At 58.2% G+C, this 18904-nt stretch carries 18 protein-coding genes; 8 read left to right on the top strand and 10 right to left on the bottom strand.

Annotated elements, in window-relative coordinates; translation table 11 throughout:
- Positions 1-63: 63 nt before the first annotated feature.
- The gene (locus tag KUF54_RS13070) at positions 64-1323 is read left to right on the top strand and encodes an FIST N-terminal domain-containing protein (RefSeq protein ID WP_219343234.1); all 1260 of its coding nucleotides are present in this window, start codon (positions 64-66) and stop codon (positions 1321-1323) included.
- Between the two features lie 145 nt (positions 1324-1468).
- Here KUF54_RS13070 and KUF54_RS13075 read toward each other — a convergent pair whose 3' ends face one another.
- From KUF54_RS13075 to KUF54_RS13095, 5 genes are all read right to left on the bottom strand, one after another.
- Positions 1469-2623: a peroxidase-related enzyme gene (locus KUF54_RS13075; protein WP_219343235.1), complete on the bottom strand. Its 1155-nt coding sequence runs from the start codon at positions 2621-2623 to the stop codon at positions 1469-1471.
- A gap of 11 nt (positions 2624-2634) precedes the next feature.
- The gene (locus KUF54_RS13080) at positions 2635-4098 is read right to left on the bottom strand and encodes a SidA/IucD/PvdA family monooxygenase (protein WP_219343236.1); all 1464 of its coding nucleotides are present in this window, start codon (positions 4096-4098) and stop codon (positions 2635-2637) included.
- 202 nt (positions 4099-4300) lie between these two features.
- The gene (locus KUF54_RS13085; protein WP_219346401.1) at positions 4301-5317 is read right to left on the bottom strand and encodes a tripartite tricarboxylate transporter substrate binding protein; all 1017 of its coding nucleotides are present in this window, start codon (positions 5315-5317) and stop codon (positions 4301-4303) included.
- A gap of 195 nt (positions 5318-5512) precedes the next feature.
- Positions 5513-5917: a YXWGXW repeat-containing protein gene (locus KUF54_RS13090; RefSeq protein ID WP_219343237.1), complete on the bottom strand. Its 405-nt coding sequence runs from the start codon at positions 5915-5917 to the stop codon at positions 5513-5515.
- A gap of 218 nt (positions 5918-6135) precedes the next feature.
- Positions 6136-6867 (bottom strand): helix-turn-helix transcriptional regulator, encoded by a 732-nt coding sequence (locus KUF54_RS13095; protein WP_219343238.1) that lies wholly within the window; start codon positions 6865-6867, stop codon positions 6136-6138.
- Between the two features lie 129 nt (positions 6868-6996).
- Between KUF54_RS13095 and KUF54_RS13100 the strand changes: the two genes are divergently transcribed.
- Both KUF54_RS13100 and KUF54_RS13105 read left to right on the top strand, forming a co-directional pair.
- Positions 6997-7815 carry a hypothetical protein gene (locus tag KUF54_RS13100; RefSeq protein WP_219343239.1) on the top strand — a complete coding sequence of 273 codons (819 nt, stop codon included), beginning with the start codon at positions 6997-6999 and terminating at the stop codon, positions 7813-7815.
- 116 nt (positions 7816-7931) lie between these two features.
- A complete protein-coding gene (locus KUF54_RS13105; RefSeq protein ID WP_255576097.1) occupies positions 7932-9911 on the top strand; it encodes an MFS transporter in 1980 nt (659 codons plus the stop codon).
- A gap of 136 nt (positions 9912-10047) precedes the next feature.
- Here the strand turns inward: KUF54_RS13105 and KUF54_RS13110 are convergent, their stop codons facing one another.
- Entirely contained in the window at positions 10048-10824 is a 777-nt protein-coding gene (locus KUF54_RS13110; RefSeq protein WP_219343240.1) for a DUF3047 domain-containing protein, read from the bottom strand.
- A gap of 248 nt (positions 10825-11072) precedes the next feature.
- Here KUF54_RS13110 and KUF54_RS13115 point away from each other — a divergent pair, with 248 nt between their 5' ends.
- The 3 genes from KUF54_RS13115 (at position 11073) to KUF54_RS13125 (ending at position 13602) form a co-directional block, all read left to right on the top strand.
- Positions 11073-11525: a hypothetical protein gene (locus tag KUF54_RS13115; RefSeq protein WP_219346402.1), complete on the top strand. Its 453-nt coding sequence runs from the start codon at positions 11073-11075 to the stop codon at positions 11523-11525.
- Between the two features lie 69 nt (positions 11526-11594).
- On the top strand, positions 11595-12419 hold the full coding sequence (locus KUF54_RS13120) for a DUF2145 domain-containing protein (RefSeq protein WP_219346403.1): 825 nt from the start codon (positions 11595-11597) through the stop codon (positions 12417-12419).
- 70 nt (positions 12420-12489) lie between these two features.
- Positions 12490-13602, top strand: a complete 1113-nt coding sequence (locus tag KUF54_RS13125; RefSeq protein ID WP_255576099.1) for a serine endopeptidase — start codon at positions 12490-12492, stop codon at positions 13600-13602.
- Between the two features lie 75 nt (positions 13603-13677).
- Here KUF54_RS13125 and tgt read toward each other — a convergent pair whose 3' ends face one another.
- Positions 13678-14850 (bottom strand): tRNA guanosine(34) transglycosylase Tgt, encoded by a 1173-nt coding sequence (gene tgt / locus KUF54_RS13130; RefSeq protein ID WP_219343241.1) that lies wholly within the window; start codon positions 14848-14850, stop codon positions 13678-13680.
- Positions 14851-14971: 121 nt separating this feature from the next.
- Between tgt and KUF54_RS13135 the strand changes: the two genes are divergently transcribed.
- Complete coding sequence (locus KUF54_RS13135; protein ID WP_219343242.1) at positions 14972-15445, top strand: universal stress protein; 474 nt, start codon at positions 14972-14974, stop codon at positions 15443-15445.
- A 63-nt stretch (positions 15446-15508) separates the two neighbouring features.
- Here KUF54_RS13135 and KUF54_RS13140 read toward each other — a convergent pair whose 3' ends face one another.
- Positions 15509-15931, bottom strand: coding sequence for a hypothetical protein (locus tag KUF54_RS13140; RefSeq protein ID WP_255576449.1), 423 nt, complete (start codon positions 15929-15931; stop codon positions 15509-15511).
- A 300-nt stretch (positions 15932-16231) separates the two neighbouring features.
- Here KUF54_RS13140 and KUF54_RS13145 point away from each other — a divergent pair, with 300 nt between their 5' ends.
- Positions 16232-16903 carry a GDSL-type esterase/lipase family protein gene (locus KUF54_RS13145; protein WP_219343244.1) on the top strand — a complete coding sequence of 224 codons (672 nt, stop codon included), beginning with the start codon at positions 16232-16234 and terminating at the stop codon, positions 16901-16903.
- Positions 16904-16957: 54 nt separating this feature from the next.
- On the opposite strand, the gene KUF54_RS13150 is transcribed toward KUF54_RS13145, so the two are convergent.
- Together KUF54_RS13150 and KUF54_RS13155 are read right to left on the bottom strand one after the other, a co-directional pair.
- Complete coding sequence (locus KUF54_RS13150) at positions 16958-18154, bottom strand: phospholipase A (protein ID WP_219343245.1); 1197 nt, start codon at positions 18152-18154, stop codon at positions 16958-16960.
- Between the two features lie 315 nt (positions 18155-18469).
- Positions 18470-18898 (bottom strand): hypothetical protein, encoded by a 429-nt coding sequence (locus KUF54_RS13155; protein ID WP_219343246.1) that lies wholly within the window; start codon positions 18896-18898, stop codon positions 18470-18472.
- Positions 18899-18904: the final 6 nt, after the last annotated feature.

Genomic DNA, 18904 nt, shown 5'->3' on the forward strand with positions numbered 1-18904 from the left:
GCGTCATGCTGGGTCAACGCCATTGGCGTGCTTGCATCTACGCCAGCAAGGCTAGGAGGGGTGATGACATTGTTTCCCGTCGCTCATGCCAGTGACCCGAACTGGCGCAGTGCTGCTGAGCAGGTTGTGCAGCAGTTACGCAGCCAGTTGCTGCGTTTGTCGCCTCAGCAAAAGCAGCCGCATCGCCTAGGGCTGGTCTATGTGTCGCAGAGCCTTGCGCCGCACGCCCAGCATTTGCTGGCGCTGTTGGCGCGCGAGCTGCCGCAGGTGACGGATTGGGCCGGAAGTTCCGGTCATGCGGTGCTGGCCATGGAGCATGAATACACCGAGGACTCATCACTTGCCGTCATGCTGCTCGATGTACCTGCTGCGCATTACCGCGTGTACTCAGGTGTTGCGCCGCTGACGACGCTGGGGGCCGAAGCAGGGTTTGAGGCGCATTCGGCGCTGGTGCATTCCAGTATCGACCAGACTGATTTGGCGGAGCTGCTGCTGGAGTTGTCTGAGCGCACCACCTCGGGCAACTTGTTTGGCGCCTTGAGTGGTGATGACGGCGTGCAGTTTGCCTGCCGCGCTGAAGACTTGCAGCGCCTGCGCGCAGACGCAGCTGTGGGCGTCTTTCATGCAGGCTTTTCGGGCGTAGCTTTTGATCGCGAGGTGGGCTGTTTCTCGCGCGTGGCACAGGGCTGTGCACCGCTGGGTGCGGGCATCGAAATTACCCAAGCCAAAGGCCCTGTGGTGCTGGAGCTAGACGGCGAGCCGGCCCTGCCGCGTTTGCTGCAATTGCTGGACGTGGAGGCCAGCCCCAGCGCTGGCGGCGGCTGGCAGGCCGCATTGTCTGAGCTGCGCAAAACGCAAGCTGCCATTGCCCCGCTGGGCCGGGGTCTGGAGCGCGGCGCGCTGACTGATGAGGCGCAGGTGCTGCACATCGTAGGGCTTGACCCGGTGCGCCAAGGCATTGCCCTGTCGGCAGCGGTGGAGGTGGATAACACCGTGATTTTTTGCCAGCGACAAGGCCACGCAGCCCGCCACGAACTGCTGCAAATGGGCGCCGCGTTAAAAGATGCGCTGCAACCTGATTTTGCGGATTTGGAACCACAAAACTTTGCGGAACTCACCGACCAGCTGCACATACGCGGCGCGATTTACATGAGTAGCAAAGGCCGGGGTAGCGAGCTGTTTGGCGATGATGACGCGGAGCTGAAACTGCTGCGCCATGCCCTAGGCCCCGTGCCCTTAATAGGCTTGGTGGCAGAGGCTCAGCTGATGGATGCCCATGTGCATCAACTGGCCGGTGTGCTGACGGTGTTTACGGGTAGATAGATGAAACTTGATAGCTGCATGCCACGGTTTTTAATGGTCTCAAGCACTACTGAGCCTGAAATCATTGAGATACCGAGACTGAACGCTATTAAAAATAAAGGCCACACCTTCAAACGGGCGTGGCCTAACAAAGCGGCAAAGCCGCTCAGGGGGAGACGTAAAGCTCCACGCCAATGTTCAGCATCAAGCGGTTGGCCCAGCCAAACAGCGCAGCCGAATGCAGCATGTCCAAAATCTCTAGATCACTCAGGCCCGCATCGCGCAGCGGCTGCAGGTTTTGCACGCCAAAGCTGCCGGGGGTGCGGGTCAAAGCGAGCGATGATTGAATGATGGCACGTTCACGGGCATTGGTGCCTGCGGTATCGGGGTCATCAAACATCTGGGCCATCACATCGTTGCGCTTGGCCAGTTGCTCAAAGCGCTGGGCGTGAACCGATGCGCAGTACACGCAGCCGTTGGAGCGAGACACGGCAGTCGCAGCCACTTCACGCTCTGGGCGCGAGAGGCCGCCCGGTGCGTACATGATGGCGTTGAAGGCCTGAGAGCGCTCCAGCAGCACCTGGGGCTGGCGGGCCAGCACCAAGTAAAAGTCCATGGTCTTGGCCTTGGGGTGGCTGACTTCCAGCACATGTTGCTGCTCGGCGGTAGCCGTTTCTGGGTTCAGCACCTCTAGCCAAGATTGCCAGCCCAGCGTCTCGCTGGTGTAGCCATTGCGGCGCAGCGGCTCGCCGGGAGCGGGCAGATTGGCAGGGTGTACAAAGGGCGCTGCGGCCACGGGTTCGGCTGCTGGGGTATCGGCCACGCCACCCATATCGCTCATGGCTTTGACGCCGACCAGCAGGCGGGCCTGATAGGCCACAAAGCCAATTAGCTGGGCCAGCAGAACGGTGTCGTTGAGCGACAAGCCTGCGGCTGGAATGGCCAGCAGCGCCGCTTGATCGCTTTGGGCAGGGTTTAGCGCCAGTGTGCGCACAAAGTGCAGCATGGCGTCCATGCGGGCGTTGCCGGTTTGAGCGCCCGCTTGGTCGAGGATGGTGCGCAACTCAGGCGTGATGGCGCTGCTCAAGGCCTCGGCGCGGGCGCGATAGTCGGCTTGCAGCAAGCTCACGCCGCTGACGCGGGCTTGCTCAGCGGCCAGCACCAAGCGCTCGGCTTGGGTCAGTGAGCTGTCCAGCGTGTTACCCAGCAACAGGTCTTCGCAGGCCTGCGTGGCCAGAGCCACTTTTTCGCGTTCGTGGCGGGTGGTGAAGGTGGGGCTGTCGCTGCTCAATCCAGCCAGACGGTCAATCGTATCGGTCATGGTGCGGTCTTTTATTGTTGAAGTTGGCGAATGCGCGCGGCGCTGTCGGCGGCTGTCCATTCCGTGCCGTCTAGTTCGGGCTCGGCATAGGCTTGCAGCTTGGCAAAGTGCTGCTCAATATCTTCGCGGTAAAAAATGGAGGCCAGACCCTGCGCCAGCTTGCGCGCGCCGTCGCTGATGGCGGGAATATCGCCCGACACTGTGCCGTGCGAGAGCGCTGCGGGGTAGCAAAAGCAGTGAATGTGATCGAGGCCTGGCAAGTCGCCCTGAAACTCAAACAGCGCGCCCAGATCCGGCGATGCGGACAGCTCTGCATCTTCATCACCCGCCTCGGGCGTAAAGCGGCTATTCCACAGCTTCACATGTGGCGCGATGTCGGCAAACTCTGGGCGCAAGCGCCAGTCAATGGCAAAGCCGGTGGAGATGATGAGAAAGTCCAGCGCAAACACACCGCTGCTCGTATGCACGTGCAGCTTGCTGCCCACTTGGCTCACTGCCTGCACGGCGCAGCCCAGGTTGAAAAAGGCATTGCTGTGGCGCGATACGCGCAGCGTGCTGCCGTGGGGCGGCGGCACTTGCTGGGCGTTGATGTAGTGGCGAATGCGCCACTTCCATTCGTCGGGCAGCAGGTACTGGCCGTGGGTCAGGCCGGGCACGCCTGAGCCTTTGGACTTGTTGATTTGCGGCAGCTGCGGGCGGCGAATCAGCATGTCCACGCTGGCTGCGCCGCTCTCTAAGGCAGTCGCAGCACTGTCCATAGCCGATGCACCCGCGCCCACCACGCCCACATGTTTGCCTGCCAGTGTGGCGTAGTCCATCTCATCGGATGAATGCGCCCATCGTTTTTTATCCACACCCTGCATAAAGGCGGGGATGGTGGCACCGCCCAAACCGTCGCGGCCGGTGGCCAGCACCAAGCGGCGGGTCTGCCAAGTGGCGATGACGTTGTTGGCTTTGACATCGACTTCCACCACCCCGTCAGCCTGCGGGCGCACGGCGATGACTTCATGGCCGTTGCGTACATCGGCATTCGTCACGCGCCGGTACCAGCGCAGGTAGTCCATCCACTGCAGGCGAGGAATCTTGTCTAGTTCCGTCCATGCATTCATACCGAACTGGGCGATGAACCACGCACGAAAGGACAGCGCAGCAATGCCCATGGCGGGGCCGGTCAGTTCCTTGGGCGAGCGCAGCGTCTCCATGCGTGCCGTGGTGGCCCACGGGCCTTCAAAATCCTGCGGGGATTTATCCAGCAGCACCGTCTTGATGCCGACTTGCTGCAGAGCCATGCTCAGCGCAAGGCCAGCTTGCCCGGCGCCAATGACGATCACGTCATGCACGGGGCGGTCATTGCGGGTGGAAGGAGAAATCCAGGCCTTGGCAGGCCAGCCCAGCGTGAGCAGATCATCGCGCAGGCGTTCTTCCAGCGCTGCAAGCCCCAAAGCGCAGGGCGCTGTAGAAGGAGAAAGTGACATAGCAAAACCTAAAAAGCGCCTGCACGCTTATGGCGGCAGACGCATCAACAAACTCACATAACTTAACACCGAAGCGTAGTGCTTGATGCTTCCGACTGGTGCGATCCAACAATGAGACACCGAGGAAGGGGCGCCCCACACCGAGGGTGTCGTCCCCCTCCCGAAGTGAGAGGGGGAAGCGGCAAAGCCGCTTAGGAGGAGATTAATCGATAGTGATTTTGGCGTCTTTAACGACCTTGGCCCACTTGATGCGGTCGTCATGCACCGTCTTTTTGAACTGCTCAGGTGTCTCGATACGCAAGGTGTTGCCTTGCGAGACAAAGCGCTCGCGCACCTCGGGCAACTCAAGGACTTCCTTGAGGGCGCTGTTGAGCTTTTTCACGATGACGGGGTCTGTGCCCTTAGGCGCGAAGATGCCAAACCAAATCGAGCTGTCAAAACCCTTGGTGCCGGGCAGGCCGCTAGAGGCAATGGTGGGTACTTCTTTGACGGCTTCCACAGGCTTGGCGGTCGTCACGCCCAGCAGGCGCACCTTGTCGGCCTTGTAGTGGGGCAGCACGCTTTGCACCTGATTCATGATGCAGCAGGTTTCGCCGCGCACCACAGAGCCAATGGCTTCGGGGCCGCCCTTGTAGGGCACATGCACCATGTTCAGGCCCAAACGGGAGTTGAACTCAGCAAAAGCCATGTGCGTACCAGCGCCGTTGCCGGTGGAGGCAAAGTTGTACTTGCCCGGGTTGGCCTTGACCTCGTCCACAAACTCTTTGAGATTTTTGACGTTGATGACGTTGGGATTGATGGTCAGCACATTGGCCACATCGATCAGCGGTGCGACGGGGACAAAATCGGCTTCCACATCAAAAGGCAGTTTTTTGTAGAGCGCTGCATTGCTGCCGTGGGTGGCTGCGGTGCCGAAGTAGACGGTGTAGCCATCGGGCTTGGCGCGGGCGACGAACTCGCTGCCGATATTGCCTGCAGCGCCTGCCTTGTAGTCAATGACGATGGGCTGACCCAAGCGTTTGCCCAAAGGCTCTTGCACCAAGCGCCCCACCATGTCGACCCCTGAGCCTGCGTTAAAGCCCATGACCATGGTGATGGGCTGCTGAGGGTAGTGGGCTGCGCTGTGGTCTGCCGCATGAGCGGCCATGGGGATGAGAGCAGCGACTGCTGCCGTCGTCAAAGCGCGGGAACCAATAAAGGAGAAGGGCAGCAGACGCATGATGAGCGATGTCCTGAGGAACGAAGGAATGCTCATATTGTGTATGCCCCTTAATGATTTGCTTTTATATGCTTATTTCGTATAAGAGTCGTAGGGTTAATGAAAAAAGGCCTGCGCTCCATAGGGCACAGGCCTGAAATTCGCTGGTGCCAGATGACTCAAATATCGGCCTCAGCGTAAGGGAAGATCAAAAAATTAACGGCGCTGCGGGTTGTTGGGGCTGCGGTCATGGCGGTTGGGCACGCCGTCGCCATCTCTATCCCAGCGGCTGTCTTGGTAATTCCGGCGGTTGCCGTTGTGACTCCAAGCGGGCTGGCGGTACACATGGCCGGGGCGGGCTTTTTCCCAGTGACCTGCGCGCCATACATGGCGCTGGCCGCGTGGCTCCCAGTAACCGGGTGCCCAAACATGGCCACGGCGGGGTGCGGGCATGGCTTCATAGCGTGCAGGCGGAGGGGCGTTGAACTGCACGTTGACATAAGCGCCTTGGCTGGCACCTGCCCAGTGAATGCTTTGCGCTTGGGCAGTGCCTGCAAAGCCAAGCAGGGCGAGTGCACCAGCGCCGATGATGGTTTGAACAGTGGAGCGGATTGGCAGCATGCTTGGCCTCCTTCATGAGTGGTTGGGCTGCCGGTAGAGGCATCCCTTGGGCTCAATGATGGAGGGCCAGCGTCAAGCGCCGGTTGCTGCTGTGTGAAGCCTTGCAATCTTGTGTATCGATTACGTGAAGTTGGGATTGAGTTTTAGGCAAAATTGGCCAGCAGTCCAATGGATTCCTGCATTTGTAGCTATAAATTCAGTAGTTTTTGCGTGCTCGGTCAGCGGCGTAGCGCGGCGAAAACCGGCAGCTCCCACTTGCGCATGCCTAGCACCAAGGTGTAGCCGTCTACCTTGTTCGGCCCCAAGCGCTGGTCTTGCAGATGTTGCTGGGAAAAGTCCTGACCAATGCGTTGAATGCGCTCCACAAAAGCGGGCGCGTTGCCTGCGTTGATGGAGCCATGCACCAGCAGCATGGTCTCGTCCTCGCCGGCAAACGTGCCGCCAAAGTAGTCCAGTACGGCGTTCTCGCGAAAGAAATCCATCACTGGGCCATTGGTCTGCCAGCGAAAGGTTTTGGCCAATCGCAGCTTGTAGCGGTTACCGGGGCGCAACTCGATGATGCCGATGCGGTCCAGCTGCGCCAGATAGCCAATGCCTTCGGGCTCGCTGATGCGGTAGGTGGCGGTGATTTGCTCTAGCGTCCATTGGCTGAGTACGCAAATAGCGGTGAGCAGCAGCTTGCGGTCGGCCACCACGGCGACTTCTTGCTCGCGAGTGATTTGCTGCAGCAGCGGGCGGCTGTCGGCCACGTTGCGAGCCAGGTCGGCAAAGTCCAGATGCAGGGCGCGGCAGATTTCATCGATGCGCGACAGCGGCATATCGCCTTTGGCCAGCATGCGCTTGACGCTGGATTCCGCCATGTTGATGGCTTGGGCCAAGTCGGCATAAGTCATCTGAGCCGCTTTCAGCTCTTTTTTGATGGCGGTAACGAGGTCGGCAGTCGTGCTCATAGTGTGCTCGTGGTATCGATAGGTAGTACTGGCAGTGCAGCGATGTAGATCAAGTGTAGAAGATTGATCCCATCAGCGGTAGGCGCTTTTCATACTTCGCGGCAATCCATCCCCAACAGGCGCCGCGACATGTCCCAACCCCTCACTGACTTCTCTGACTCCACCGTACTCAGTGTCCATGCCTCTGATACCGCAGGCCGACCCGAGCTGCGCCTTGCACTGTTTGGCAGCATGGCGCTTTTGTTCGCACTGGCCTTGCTTTTGCCCAGCATGGTTCAACCCGATCACTATCACGCCTTTGCCGATCAACGCAGCTGGATGGGCCTGCATTGTGCGGGCGATGTGCTGAGTAATCTGGGCTTTGTAGTGGCCGGATTGGCCGGTTTTGCAGCGCTGTGGCGTGCTGGTGCGCACAGCCTGAGCGGCACCGCCCGCGCCCTGTGCGCTTTGTTTTTTGCGGGGCTGCTGTGCTCAGGCGCTGGCTCGGCCTTTTATCACTGGGCACCGCAGAATGCATCGCTGCTCTGGGACCGACTTGGCATGAGCGTGGCCTTTGCCGGCCTGCTAGGTTTGGCGGTGCAGACCCGGATGGACGACAGCAGCGCCCGCGTAGCCGCGGCGCTGATGCTGCTGGCCGCTCCCATCAGCGCGCTGGTCTGGGCGCAGACTGGCAATCTCTTGCCATGGGTGCTGGCGCAGGCGGGCGGCATGCTCATTATTTTTGCGCTGGCCTTGATGGCGCCGCGCCGCAATGCGCTGCCGGTGGCGCTGGGCTGGGTCATTGGCCTGTATGCCGTGGCCAAGCTGCTAGAGATGTCGGATAGCGTTGTGTTTGAGTGGACGGGTTACGCGGTGTCAGGCCACAGCCTCAAGCATTGGGTTGCTGCAGTGGCGGCTTGGCCGGTGCTGAGTGCTTTGACGCAGTGGCGCTGCTCGCTAAAGCAATGATTTTCATAGCTGCTAGTGCTTGTTCATCAAGCGCTTACGGCATAAAACCTACAAAGAAATTTGAGTAAATAGGCACAATGCCTGAAGCGCAAAAGAGAGAGCATGGAGAGAGACTTATGAATTCGACGTCGAAAAGTGAGCAGGCCGCAGCCTCGGATCAGCAAACAGATCAGCACACAGATCCACAGGCCCACCCCAATCAGTTTGCCTTGCTGGGCCAGCGCCGCTTTGCGCCGTTTTTCTGGACGCAGTTTGCCGGTGCGGGCAATGACAATCTGTTCAAGTTCGCCTTCACCGTCATGGTGACCTACCAGCTCAGCGTCTCATGGCTGCCGCCTTCTATGGCGGGGCTGGTGATTGGGGCGCTGTTTACGTTGCCGTATTTGCTGTTCTCGGCCACCTCGGGTCAGCTTACCGACAAGTGGGACAAGACGCGCATGTTCAGGCTCGTCAAAAACCTAGAGATCGCCATCATGCTCATCGCCGCTTGGGGCTTTGTGCAGGCTAATGTGCCGCTATTGCTTTTGTGCGTGTTCTTGATGGGACTGCATTCCACGCTGTTCGGCCCCGTCAAGTTTGCCTACCTGCCGCAGGTGCTGAACGACCGTGAGCTGACGGGCGGCAATGGCATGGTGGAGATGGGCACTTTCGTCGCCATTTTGCTGGGCCAAGTCGCTGGCGGTTTGTTGATCGCCGTGCCTGAAGTGGGCCATATGCAAGTGGCGATTGCCTGCATCGCCTTGGCTGTGGTGGGCCGCATTTGTGCGCAGTTCATTCCCCATGCACCCGCCACAGACCCCCACCTTGTCATCAACTGGAATCCCTTTACCGAGACATGGCGCAACCTCAAGCTCGCGCATGGCAACGTGGTGGTGTTTCGCTCGCTGCTGGGTATTAGTTGGATGTGGTTCTTCGGCGCAGTCTTTCTGTCGCAGTTTCCCAGTTTTGCCAAAGAAGTGCTGCATGGCGATGAGCATGTGGCATCGCTGCTGCTGGTGATCTTCTCGGTAGGTATTGGCATTGGCTCGCTGCTGTGCGAGGTTTTTAGCCGCCGCCAAGTGGAGATCGGCTTGGTGCCGTTGGGCGCGATTGGCATGAGCGTGTTTGCCATTGATTTGTACTTTGCCACCCGCGCACTTCCGCCATCCGAGCTAATGGGTGTGAGTGCCTTTTTTGCCCAGCACAAAAATTGGCGCGTGATGTTTGATCTGGGCATGCTGGCGCTGTCTGCGGGCATTTACAGCGTGCCCATGTATGCGCTGATTCAGATGCGCAGCCAGCCCACGCACCGTGCGCGAATCATTGCGGCCAACAACATCTTGAACGCGCTGTTCATGATCGCCTCTGCCGTGCTGGCAGGTGGGTTGCTGGCGGCTGGTGCCACCATTCCGCAGGTGTTCTTGTTCACAGGCATTGCCAACGCCATCGTGGCGCTCTATGTCTTCTTGCTTGTGCCTGAATATCTGCTGCGCTTTGTGGCCTGGGTCATCACGCACTTTGTTTATCGCTTCAAGGTGCGTGGTGAGCAGAACATTCCGCGCGAAGGCGCTGCCCTGCTGGTCTGCAACCATGTGAGCTTTGTTGATGCCATTTTGCTCATGGCAGCCAGCCCGCGCCCCATTCACTTTGTGATGGATCACCGCATCTTCCAAACGCCCGTGTTGGGCTGGCTGTTCAAGCTGGCCAAGGCCATTCCGATTGCATCGCACAAAGACGATCCCGCTACCTATGAAGCCGCTTTTGCCCGCGCTGCCGAGGTGCTGCGAGAGGGTGATTTGCTGGCCATCTTCCCCGAAGGTGGCATCACCTTCAATGGTGAGCTGCAGCCCTTTAAGGGCGGCATCATGAAGATTCTCGATCACGCCAAGGCGGAGGGTCTGGATGTGCCCATCGTCCCCATGGCGCTGACCAATCTCTGGGGCTCTTACTTCAGCCGTGTTGAGCTGCGCGGCGGCAAGAACGTGGCTATGGTCAAACCCATGCGCCGTGGACTTTTCAACCGCGTAGGGCTGGAAGTGGGCGAGCCTTTACCTGCTGGCGAGGTGACCCCCGGCCTGCTGCAGCAGCGCGTGGCCGATTTGCTCCAGCGAGGCTGATCAGTACTTTAGAGCGGTTAACGAAACCCAGCAAACCGAAGGTTTGCGTTTGAGACAAGGCGCGAAGCCGCAGGCAGTACATGCGTACGACAAGGCAAAGCAACGACGTATCAAGGGTTGCGTTAGCGGCTCTCAATCAGGGAGATAAGTGGATATCACCCATGTACGCGAGACCCTCGCCATGGGTGCTGTCTGAATCTGCTGAAATGGTCAGGCCAATCACCATAGGCATGGCCTGAGATTCATCGCCAAAGGCCTGCTGGTAGTCTGCCGCCACATTGCGCTGCTCTTTGACCCACTGGCCTTTGCTGGCACTGCCGCTTTGCAAAACGATGTAGCGCATACGGTGGGTAAAAGCGTTGTGCAGCGCGGTGCCTGTGGGCAGCTTGTTGTCCCAGACATAGCAAAGCGTCTCGGCCGGAATGTCTTCGCCGGTGCTGATTTTGCCTAGCCTCAGCTTGGTGCGTTCGCCAAAACTCAGCTGCGATTTATCAAAGTCAAACGACACGCATAGCTTGATGGGGCTGTCGTCACCGGCTCTGGTTTTGATGTCGGCTTTATTAACCAGTTGATCGACCCGCCAGCGCCACTGCAGCTGCAGATTGGCACTCGGCGCGATGTGCAAAGGCAGGACCATATTGCCGTAGGCATCTTGCGCGCTTACGCGCAGCACACGCTCGCCAGCCAGATCCATCACGGTGAACTCTGTGGGTTTTTTTTTGGGCAAGGTGGCGAAGTACCAAGAGTCTGCCAAAGGGCCGCTAGGCATTTGCGAGAAGGCCTGCGCACTGCTGCGCCCCTCGGCCTGCGCCAAGCTTGAGAGGGCAAGGGCTGCACTGCAAAGCGTGGCCAGCAGCCAAGGCTGGCGGTGCAAAGGTTTGTGCGTGGCGAAAGTCTGGGTGTAAGTCCGCATGAGTTGCCTTGATGAATTTTGAAAATTTAGGGCGCTGCAATTGGATGTGAACAAGGCAAGATACAGGTTCTGCTTAAATGACCCTGAGTCTAGAGTCGGTATCGATTTTCGATACCGCCAGACTTGCATCACGCTGATTTTGACAAAACAGCGCGTCTATAGCTTGCCAGCGCTGATGATTCGTTCGTCGCCGCGCAAAAGCAGTGGCAAATTTCAATAAATACCGGGAGCTTTCTGTGATCAACGCCATGACCTTTATTCGTCCTCTTCGCCGCAACCTGTGTGCTTTGGGCGCTGCCTTTGCACTGCTGGGCGGCGGCGTGGCTCACGCGCAGAGTGAGGCATCGTTGGTGCTGTCGACGCTGCCTGTAGCGTCCGTTGTGGCCGCTGCATCTGGCGCAGGATCGGAGGACATTGTGGCTATCCCCCTCATACTTTCAGCGGTTGGCGCCTCTTTGGTGGTTGAGGCTGTGGAGAGCAGCGCCGAAGGTGTGACCTATGTGCTCAAAAACGTGGCTGATGGTGCATCCGCAGTCGTCAAAGTTTCTGGCAAAGCAGCTGGTGCTGCGTCGGTGGGCGTGGGGGCTGTGGTGCAGACCAGCGCTACGGCCGCAGGCGTGATCTTGTCCACAGCTGGCAAGGTGCTGGCCTTTATCCCGAATGAAATTGGCAAGTCGCTGATGCATAACGAGCGCCTGTAAAAAATCATTCAATCGGAGACGCGTATGCCAGACAAAAACACCAGCGAAACCACCAATGTTGTGCACGCAATGCCCCCCGTGCAGAGCACCAGCTCGCATATCCCCAACCCGCTGATATTGGCACTGGGCGCGGCGCTCATCGCTTGGGCGGGGTCGGCACAAGCGGGGCGCAGTTGTGAAAACAAGCCGCTGACGCCTGAAGTGATGGCCAAGGGGCTGAACCTGGCAGCGCGCACATACAAGGTGCTGGATGCCGAGTTTCAAAAAAATGGCACACAGGTTGTTCTGCTGGCACGCGAGGGGCAGGATCTGAGTAAGTACGACCTCAAATATTCGCACTATGGCTGGGCCTATAAAACGCCCACAGGCCCATGGCGTGTGGCCCACAAGCTCAACGAATGTGGCACGGCCGGCGGCCATGTGTACCGGCAAGGGCTGGGTGAATTCTTTCTAGACGATTTGTGGCGCTATGAGGCAGCCATTCAGGTGCCCACGCCTGCGGTGCAGCAAGCGCTGCTGCAATTTTTGACAGCGCCTTCGGTGCTGCGTTTGCAAAGCGAGCCTTACAGCATGGTGAGCTATGCATGGGGCAGCAAGTATCAGCAGTCCAACCAGTGGGCGACAGAGACGCTGGCCGCTGCGATGGACCCCGCTGCTATTCAAAACCGCGCACAGGCGCAGGCTTGGCTGCAGGCCAAGGGTTACGAGCCCGGCGCACTGATTGTTCGCGCTTTCTCGCGCTTGGGTGGACGCATGACCGCCGCCAATATTGCTTTTGACGATCACCCCAATGACAAGCGCTACGCCAGCCGCATTGAGACAGTGACTGTTGACTCGGTCACCCAATGGCTGCTGCGCACGCAGATGGCGCAAGCCGTACGCACGGTGCAGTAAATTGAATAAAAAAGTTTGCTGGTCAGCATAGTTATTTGACTGATAGCTATTACTTTAGGAGTAAACACTCGTGAGTAAATCTCTGCGCTTGCCTGAAAAATGGTTTCGCCGCGGCCTGTGGCTGGTGGCGCTGGCCTTTGCCTTTTTTCTGATTGGTTTGGGTGGTTTGGTGGTTGGTAATCTGCCCCAACCCAACCATTCGCTGGAGGTGGAGTCTTTTATTCCAGCAGCCGATGCCCAGCGGGTGCAGGGCGAGATCGACAAGGCGCAGAAACTGTCAAATGCAGCATCCAGAGCGCAGGACAAGGCTCAGCTCAAATACGATGCAGAGCGCTCGCGCTATCAATCTGCACGCGATACGTTTGACAACTGGATTGCGACGCGTCGCGCCACAGAGCGCCCCGAGCAAGATGCCGAGCTGATTGCCCGCAGCAAGGTGTTGGATGACCTCAAGCAAAGCGAGGGCAAGGCTAGGCAGGCGCTTGAGCAGGAGACGATGAAGAGCTTAGATGCTTCGCAGTCGCTCTCAAGCGCAGAGTCTGAAATGAGCAATCTGCGCGATCAGGCTTACCCCGAGTATCAAACTGCCGCTCGCGCCAGTGAGCTGCGTGTCTTCTTGCTGCGTCTGGCCATCACCTTGCCATTGCTGGTGATTGCGGGCTGGTTGTTTGCCAAAAAACGCAAGAGCACATGGTGGCCGTTTGTCTGGGGCTTTATCTTCTTTGCGCTGTTTGCCTTCTTCGTCGAATTGGTGCCTTATCTGCCCGACTACGGCGGCTATGTGCGCTACATAGTGGGCATTTTGGTCACGGTGCTGCTGGGCCGCTCTGCCATCGTGGCGCTGAACCGCTATTTGGAAAAGCAAAAGCTGCAAGAGGCCTTGCCTGAGGTGCAGCGGCGTGAAGAGCTGAGCTATGACGTGGCGCTGGAAAGACTGGCCAAGAGCGTATGCCCAGGCTGTGAGCGCCCCGTGGACTTGAAGAATACCGAAATTGACTTCTGCCCCCACTGCGGTATTGGCTTGTTTGACCACTGCGGCAATTGCCAGACTCGCAAAAATGCTTTTGCCCGTTTTTGCCATAGCTGCGGCACATCAGCGAGCAAGCTGTTTACGGGTTTGGATAAGCCAGCCGCCGTTGAACCTCAAGAAGGCGCTGACAGCAAACCCATATCAAGCGTTTGATATGAAAAAAGCCAGAGACTTGCTCTGGCTTTTTTGTGGCTTGTTGCAGCCGGTTTGATGGGCTTAGAGCAGCTCTTAAACCCCGCGTGCGCGGTCTGACTTGAACTGGACGCGGAACTGGGCAAACGTGCCCGCATCCAGCGCGTTACGCACTTCTTGCATCAGGTTCAGGTAGTAATGCAGGTTGTGGATGGTGGTCAGCATAGGGCCAAGCATCTCACCGCAGCGGTCAAGGTGGTGCAGATAGGCGCGGCTAAAGCCTTCGCGACCGCCATCGTCCCAGCTCACGCCGCTGGTGCCGGCGCAAGCGTGGCAGGTGCAGGTGGTGTCGATGGGCTGGTGGTCGGTCTTATGGCGGGCATTGCGCAGTTTCAGGTCGCCATAACGCGTGAAGATGGTGCCGTTGCGTGCGTTGCGGGTGGGCATCACGCAGTCAAACATGTCCACGCCATCGGCCACGCCTTGCACCAGATCTTCTGGCGTGCCCACACCCATCAGGTAGCGGGGCTTGTTCGCAGGTAGCAGGTGCGGCGTATGCGCCATGATCTCCAGCATCTCGTCCTTGGGCTCACCCACAGAGACGCCACCGACGGCGTAGCCGGGGAAGTCGAGTTCCAGCAAGCCTTGCAGCGACTCTTCGCGCAGGTTCAAGAACATGCCGCCTTGCACGATGCCGAACAGGGCGTTGGGATTTTCCAAGCGCTCAAATTCTTCTTGTGAGCGCTTGGCCCAGCGGCGGCTCATCTCCATGGATTTGCGCGCTTCGGCTTCAGTCGTCTTCTTGCCGTTGGTTTCATACGGCGTGCATTCGTCGAGCTGCATGACGATGTCTGAGTTCAACGTCGTCTGAATCTGCATGCTCACTTCGGGCGACATGAACAGCTTGTCGCCGTTGACGGGGCTTTGAAAGTGCACACCTTCTTCCGTGATCTTGCGCATGGATCCCAGCGACCAGACCTGAAAGCCGCCCGAGTCGGTCAAGATAGGCTTGTTCCACTTCTCAAAGCCGTGCAGGCCGCCAAAGCTCTTCATGATGTCTTGGCCGGGGCGCATCCACAGATGGAAGGTGTTGCCCAGAATGATCTGAGCGCCCATTTCCTCCAGGCTGCGGGGCATCACACCTTTGACGGTGCCATACGTGCCCACGGGCATGAAGATGGGGGTCTGTACCTTGCCGTGGTTCAGAGTGAGGGTGCCGCGGCGCGCATGGCTGCTCGGGTCGTTTTTGAGAAGGTCAAACTGCAACATAGTCGGCTATTTTCCCAGATGCCCGAGAGCCCTGCTGCAATAGCCGCTGCTTGCCCCAGATTTACAACCCGGCTTTGTGACCTGCGCCTACACTGAAGCTCACGTCGAACAGGAGAAAACCATGCTCAAGATCATGATTGCAGTGGATGGGTCTGATGTCTCGATTGAGGCCGTTCGCTACGGCATCAAGCTTTTACACAGTGGGCTGAATGCTCACTTTGTCATAGCTCATGTGCAAAAAGAGGCCACGCTTTTGGAGCTGGCAACGACAGATTCAGACTTGATTGCCAATGCCAGCATTGAGGCTGGTATGGACTTGGTAGCGTCTGCTCAGGAATTGCTCAAAGCCGCAGGTGCTTCGTATGAAGTGGAAATCAGTCTGGGTGAAGAAGCGAACACATTGATTGATATTGCTGAAAGCACCGAGTGCGATCAAATCATCATTGGCGCAACGGGCAGCGGTGGGTTGAGGAGCATTTTGATTGGCTCGGTTTCACGCGAAGTGGCGCGTCACAGCCGCTTGCCGGTAACGATTGTGAAAATGCCAGAAGAAAATGAAGCTGCGGATGAAGAGAACGACGCAGGGGGAGATTGAAGTCCTGATTTGATAGCTGAACGTCTTTATGCGATAAGGACTTTCTGACTATTTGGTGCTCAATCAAGCCGCTTGGCGTTGCTGGCTGGCTTCATGTCTTTGCCAGTTGCGCCGCTTTGCGTTTTGGTAGGCCGAAAACTTGCCATGCGGCATGTTCGCAAGGCGGTTGAGTAGCCAGCGGCAGTAGCCTTTCACGCGCAGGCATTTGTTGATTTCGTCTTCGGGCAGCGGGCCAGACACCACGACCAATCGGTCTGCCTCATCCCAGTCGCCGGCGATGCGCAGACGGCGCTGCGTGCCCATGGCCCAAGAGTTGATGCGGGTGGGCTGGCCATGCTTGTGCACGAGCCCTGTGATGCGGTCAAAAGCAATAGCCACCATCTCTGTTTTGAGGCGGTAAGGGCGTTCACCCGTGATGACGTTGGGCGCATCACGCATGTCGTAGAGATAGTAGTGCCCGGATCTGAGCTGATACTTCAGATGCAGTAAGTCCATGAATCATGTCCTCAAGTCTGTGGCGCGCAAGACTGCGTGCAGGGATTCTCTACGAAATCGGCCAAAAGAAGGGTTTTTAGAAAATCGCGCTTAGCGGCTGTTGAGCGTTGATCGAAGATTGCGCTCAATGGTGACGCTAGTTTGAACAAGAAAAGATAGTCGCAAGGCGTGATCTGAGAGACTTTTGGCCTGCATTTGTGCAGCTACTTGGCATGTGGCCGTTTACAGTCGGGCGATGACCTTGAAGGCGGGACTGGCGCCATTTTTCATCTGCATATTTTGAGAGATTTAATGAAGCTGATATTTGATCCAAGCAGGCGCGACGCGCTTCAAATGCTGCGCACGGCTGCGGTGTTGACTGGCGGCAGCGCTTTATTGGCAGCTTGCGGCAAAAAATCGGCCAAGGCTGCTGCCATTCCCGCGGGCTCAACTGTGTTGGCGCTGGGGGACTCTCTGACCCAAGGCGTGGGCGCTAGTGCTGATACAGCCTACCCCCGTGTGCTGGCTGAACGTACTGGCTGGAAGGTGGTCAATGCAGGCATTTCAGGCGAGACCAGCAGCCAAATTGGCTCGCGCCTGCCTGGTTTGCTCGACGAGCATCAGCCTGCTTTGGTGATTTTGTGCGCCGGTGGTAATGACTGGCTTCAACGCAATAGCGCGCAAGGCACGCAGGACGAAATCAGTCGCATGCTGCAGCTGTGCAAAAGCAAGGCTATTCCGGTGCTGCTAGTTGCCGTGCCAGAGCTAAGCATGAGTGCAGCGCTAACCGGGCGTATGAAAGATCACCCCATTTATAAAACGCTGGCACAAGACTACAAGGTGGCGCTGCTAGCGGATGCATGGAGCGATGTCTTGAGCGATAAAGCGCTGCGCGCCGATCAGGTGCATGCCAACGCCCAAGGCTATGCGCGGTTTACCGAGCTTTTGGCGGCGCAGGCCAAAGCCTCGGGGTTTCTGGCTTGATGCGTGGTTTCGCAGCCAGCAGCGTTTGCTGCTGGCTGAGATGTTGAGCGACTCTTAAAAGTCCAGCAGGCTCAGGCCCACGCTCAAGACCGTACGCTTTTTGTTGTAGTCGATCAGGCTGTCGCCGTAGCCGCTGAACAGCTGAACATGCAAGCGCAGATTGCTCTTGCCGCCGTTCCAGCCTTCACCCAGCGTGCGCAGCCATTCGACGCGCCCTGACCCTTTGCCTTGGCCTATGGAGCCGCGTGCGCTCAGGCTCAAAGTGTTTTGCGCGTTGACGTTCCAGCCCAGTTTGACTTCACCGCGGCCGATGTAGTCTTGAATATTGGGGTTGTCGTCTTCTAGTGCGCTTTCTTTCATGCGCTGCCAGACCTTGGCGTTGACTTGCCAGCGGTTGCCAAGCTCGGCGCCGGTCATTAGATACCAACGGTTCCAGCTGCGCGAGAGTGGATTGCTCTGGCCGTTGGATTGGTGCACCAATCCGATACCAGAGTAGCGCCAGCGCCAGCCAAAGGGCAGCTTGGCGTCTGTGGGGTAGACGTAGAAGACTTCCGGCTCATGATCTGTGGTGCGAAAGGGGCGCGAAATTTCGCTGTTAAACAACTGCCAGTACGACTGCTGAGAGTAGCCAAACCACAGCGAGTCTTTGCCCGAGGAGGTGGGGCCGGTCAGCAGGCCAGAGGCAATCTTGGTGCGCGCGGATAGTTGCAACCGCATCTCATGGTGCTGATAGGGCTGGCTGGGCGCTGAGCCTCGGCTCGGTGAGCTGGGTTCACGATTGATTTCGTCCCCCATGACCACAGACACCGACATGGGTCGGTAACCACGGAAGTTGAAGGTGCCGCAGTCAGAGCCGGGCTCCAGCTCGAAGTAGCGTGACATTTCGCTGTAACGCGGGTCGCGGCAGCCGCCGTTGGTTGGGGTCAAGCCTTGGCCTGCGTCGGCGCTGGCTTGGCTGGTAGCAGTGGCGTTATCTGTATTGCTGGCCAATGCGGGTTGTGATGCAGGCGATGACTCCACCAGCGGGGCACTCCAGCCGGTGGCCGGTGGCGCTGCTACCGGATTTTTTTGCTGTGCCCAAGCATCAAAGCAGGCCAGTCGGTCGGTGTTACTTGTGGTGGCGGCGCATTGCTGCCAGCTTTGTGGGCCGCTGGTTTCTGCACTGCTGGCCGCGGCTGGCATAAAGGCGCTCATCAGCGCAAGGCTAACGCTCAGGGTTAGTGGGTGCGGTGTGAGTATGCGTTGGCTCATAGTGTCAAAGGATTTACAGGTGGATTGCCAAGGGCTAGGGTCTGTTGAGATTTGCTCGGAGTCGCGAAGGGGGCAGGCCGGCTGCCAATCCAGGGGGTGTGACGCAGTGCGGGTGTTATACCGCACAAGGAGTGCAACGAAAAGTGGCGGCCGGCCTGCCTCCTTCCCTTTGGGTTGCGGCGGCAAGGGGTGTCTGCGGCGTTGCTCACCTTTGCAAGGCACGAGCCTTGCTGCAGGTGTGCGCCTTGCATTCAACCCCTTGCCGCCGCAACGCGATCTTCGATCAATTCTCAGCAGACCCTAACAGATCGCTGCTCAAGGCTTAGCCTTGCGCAGGATGAAGGTCTGAGGTGGTGCATCTTCGCCTGCCAGGTAATCACCGTGAATTTCTGTGCCGCAGCTGCCAGTTTGTACTTCACCTAGCCAAGTGCCGGTGATGCGAGAGCCATCAGCGCTTTCTTCCAGTGTGACGGAGTTTTGATTCACATCGCCCACCATGGGGTGGGTGCTGGCAGGGCGGCTGATGCTGCCTTTGACATTACCTCTCCACTCAGGGTGCGGGCCTAAAACGATACGAATCGTGTCGTTGCTGCCTGCGATGGATGCTAACCATTCACCTTGCAATTGCTTGTCGCTCATCTGCCAGTCTTGTGGGCAAATGGTGGCAGATTTAAGGTCAATCTGTGCCCAAGTGCATGTAGCACAAGCACTGGCTGCTATGAAAAGAAGAGTTTTCAGATTCATGGTCGG

The sequence above is a fragment of the Comamonas sp. Y33R10-2 genome (assembly GCF_019355935.1).
Lineage (GTDB): Bacteria > Pseudomonadota > Gammaproteobacteria > Burkholderiales > Burkholderiaceae_C > Comamonas.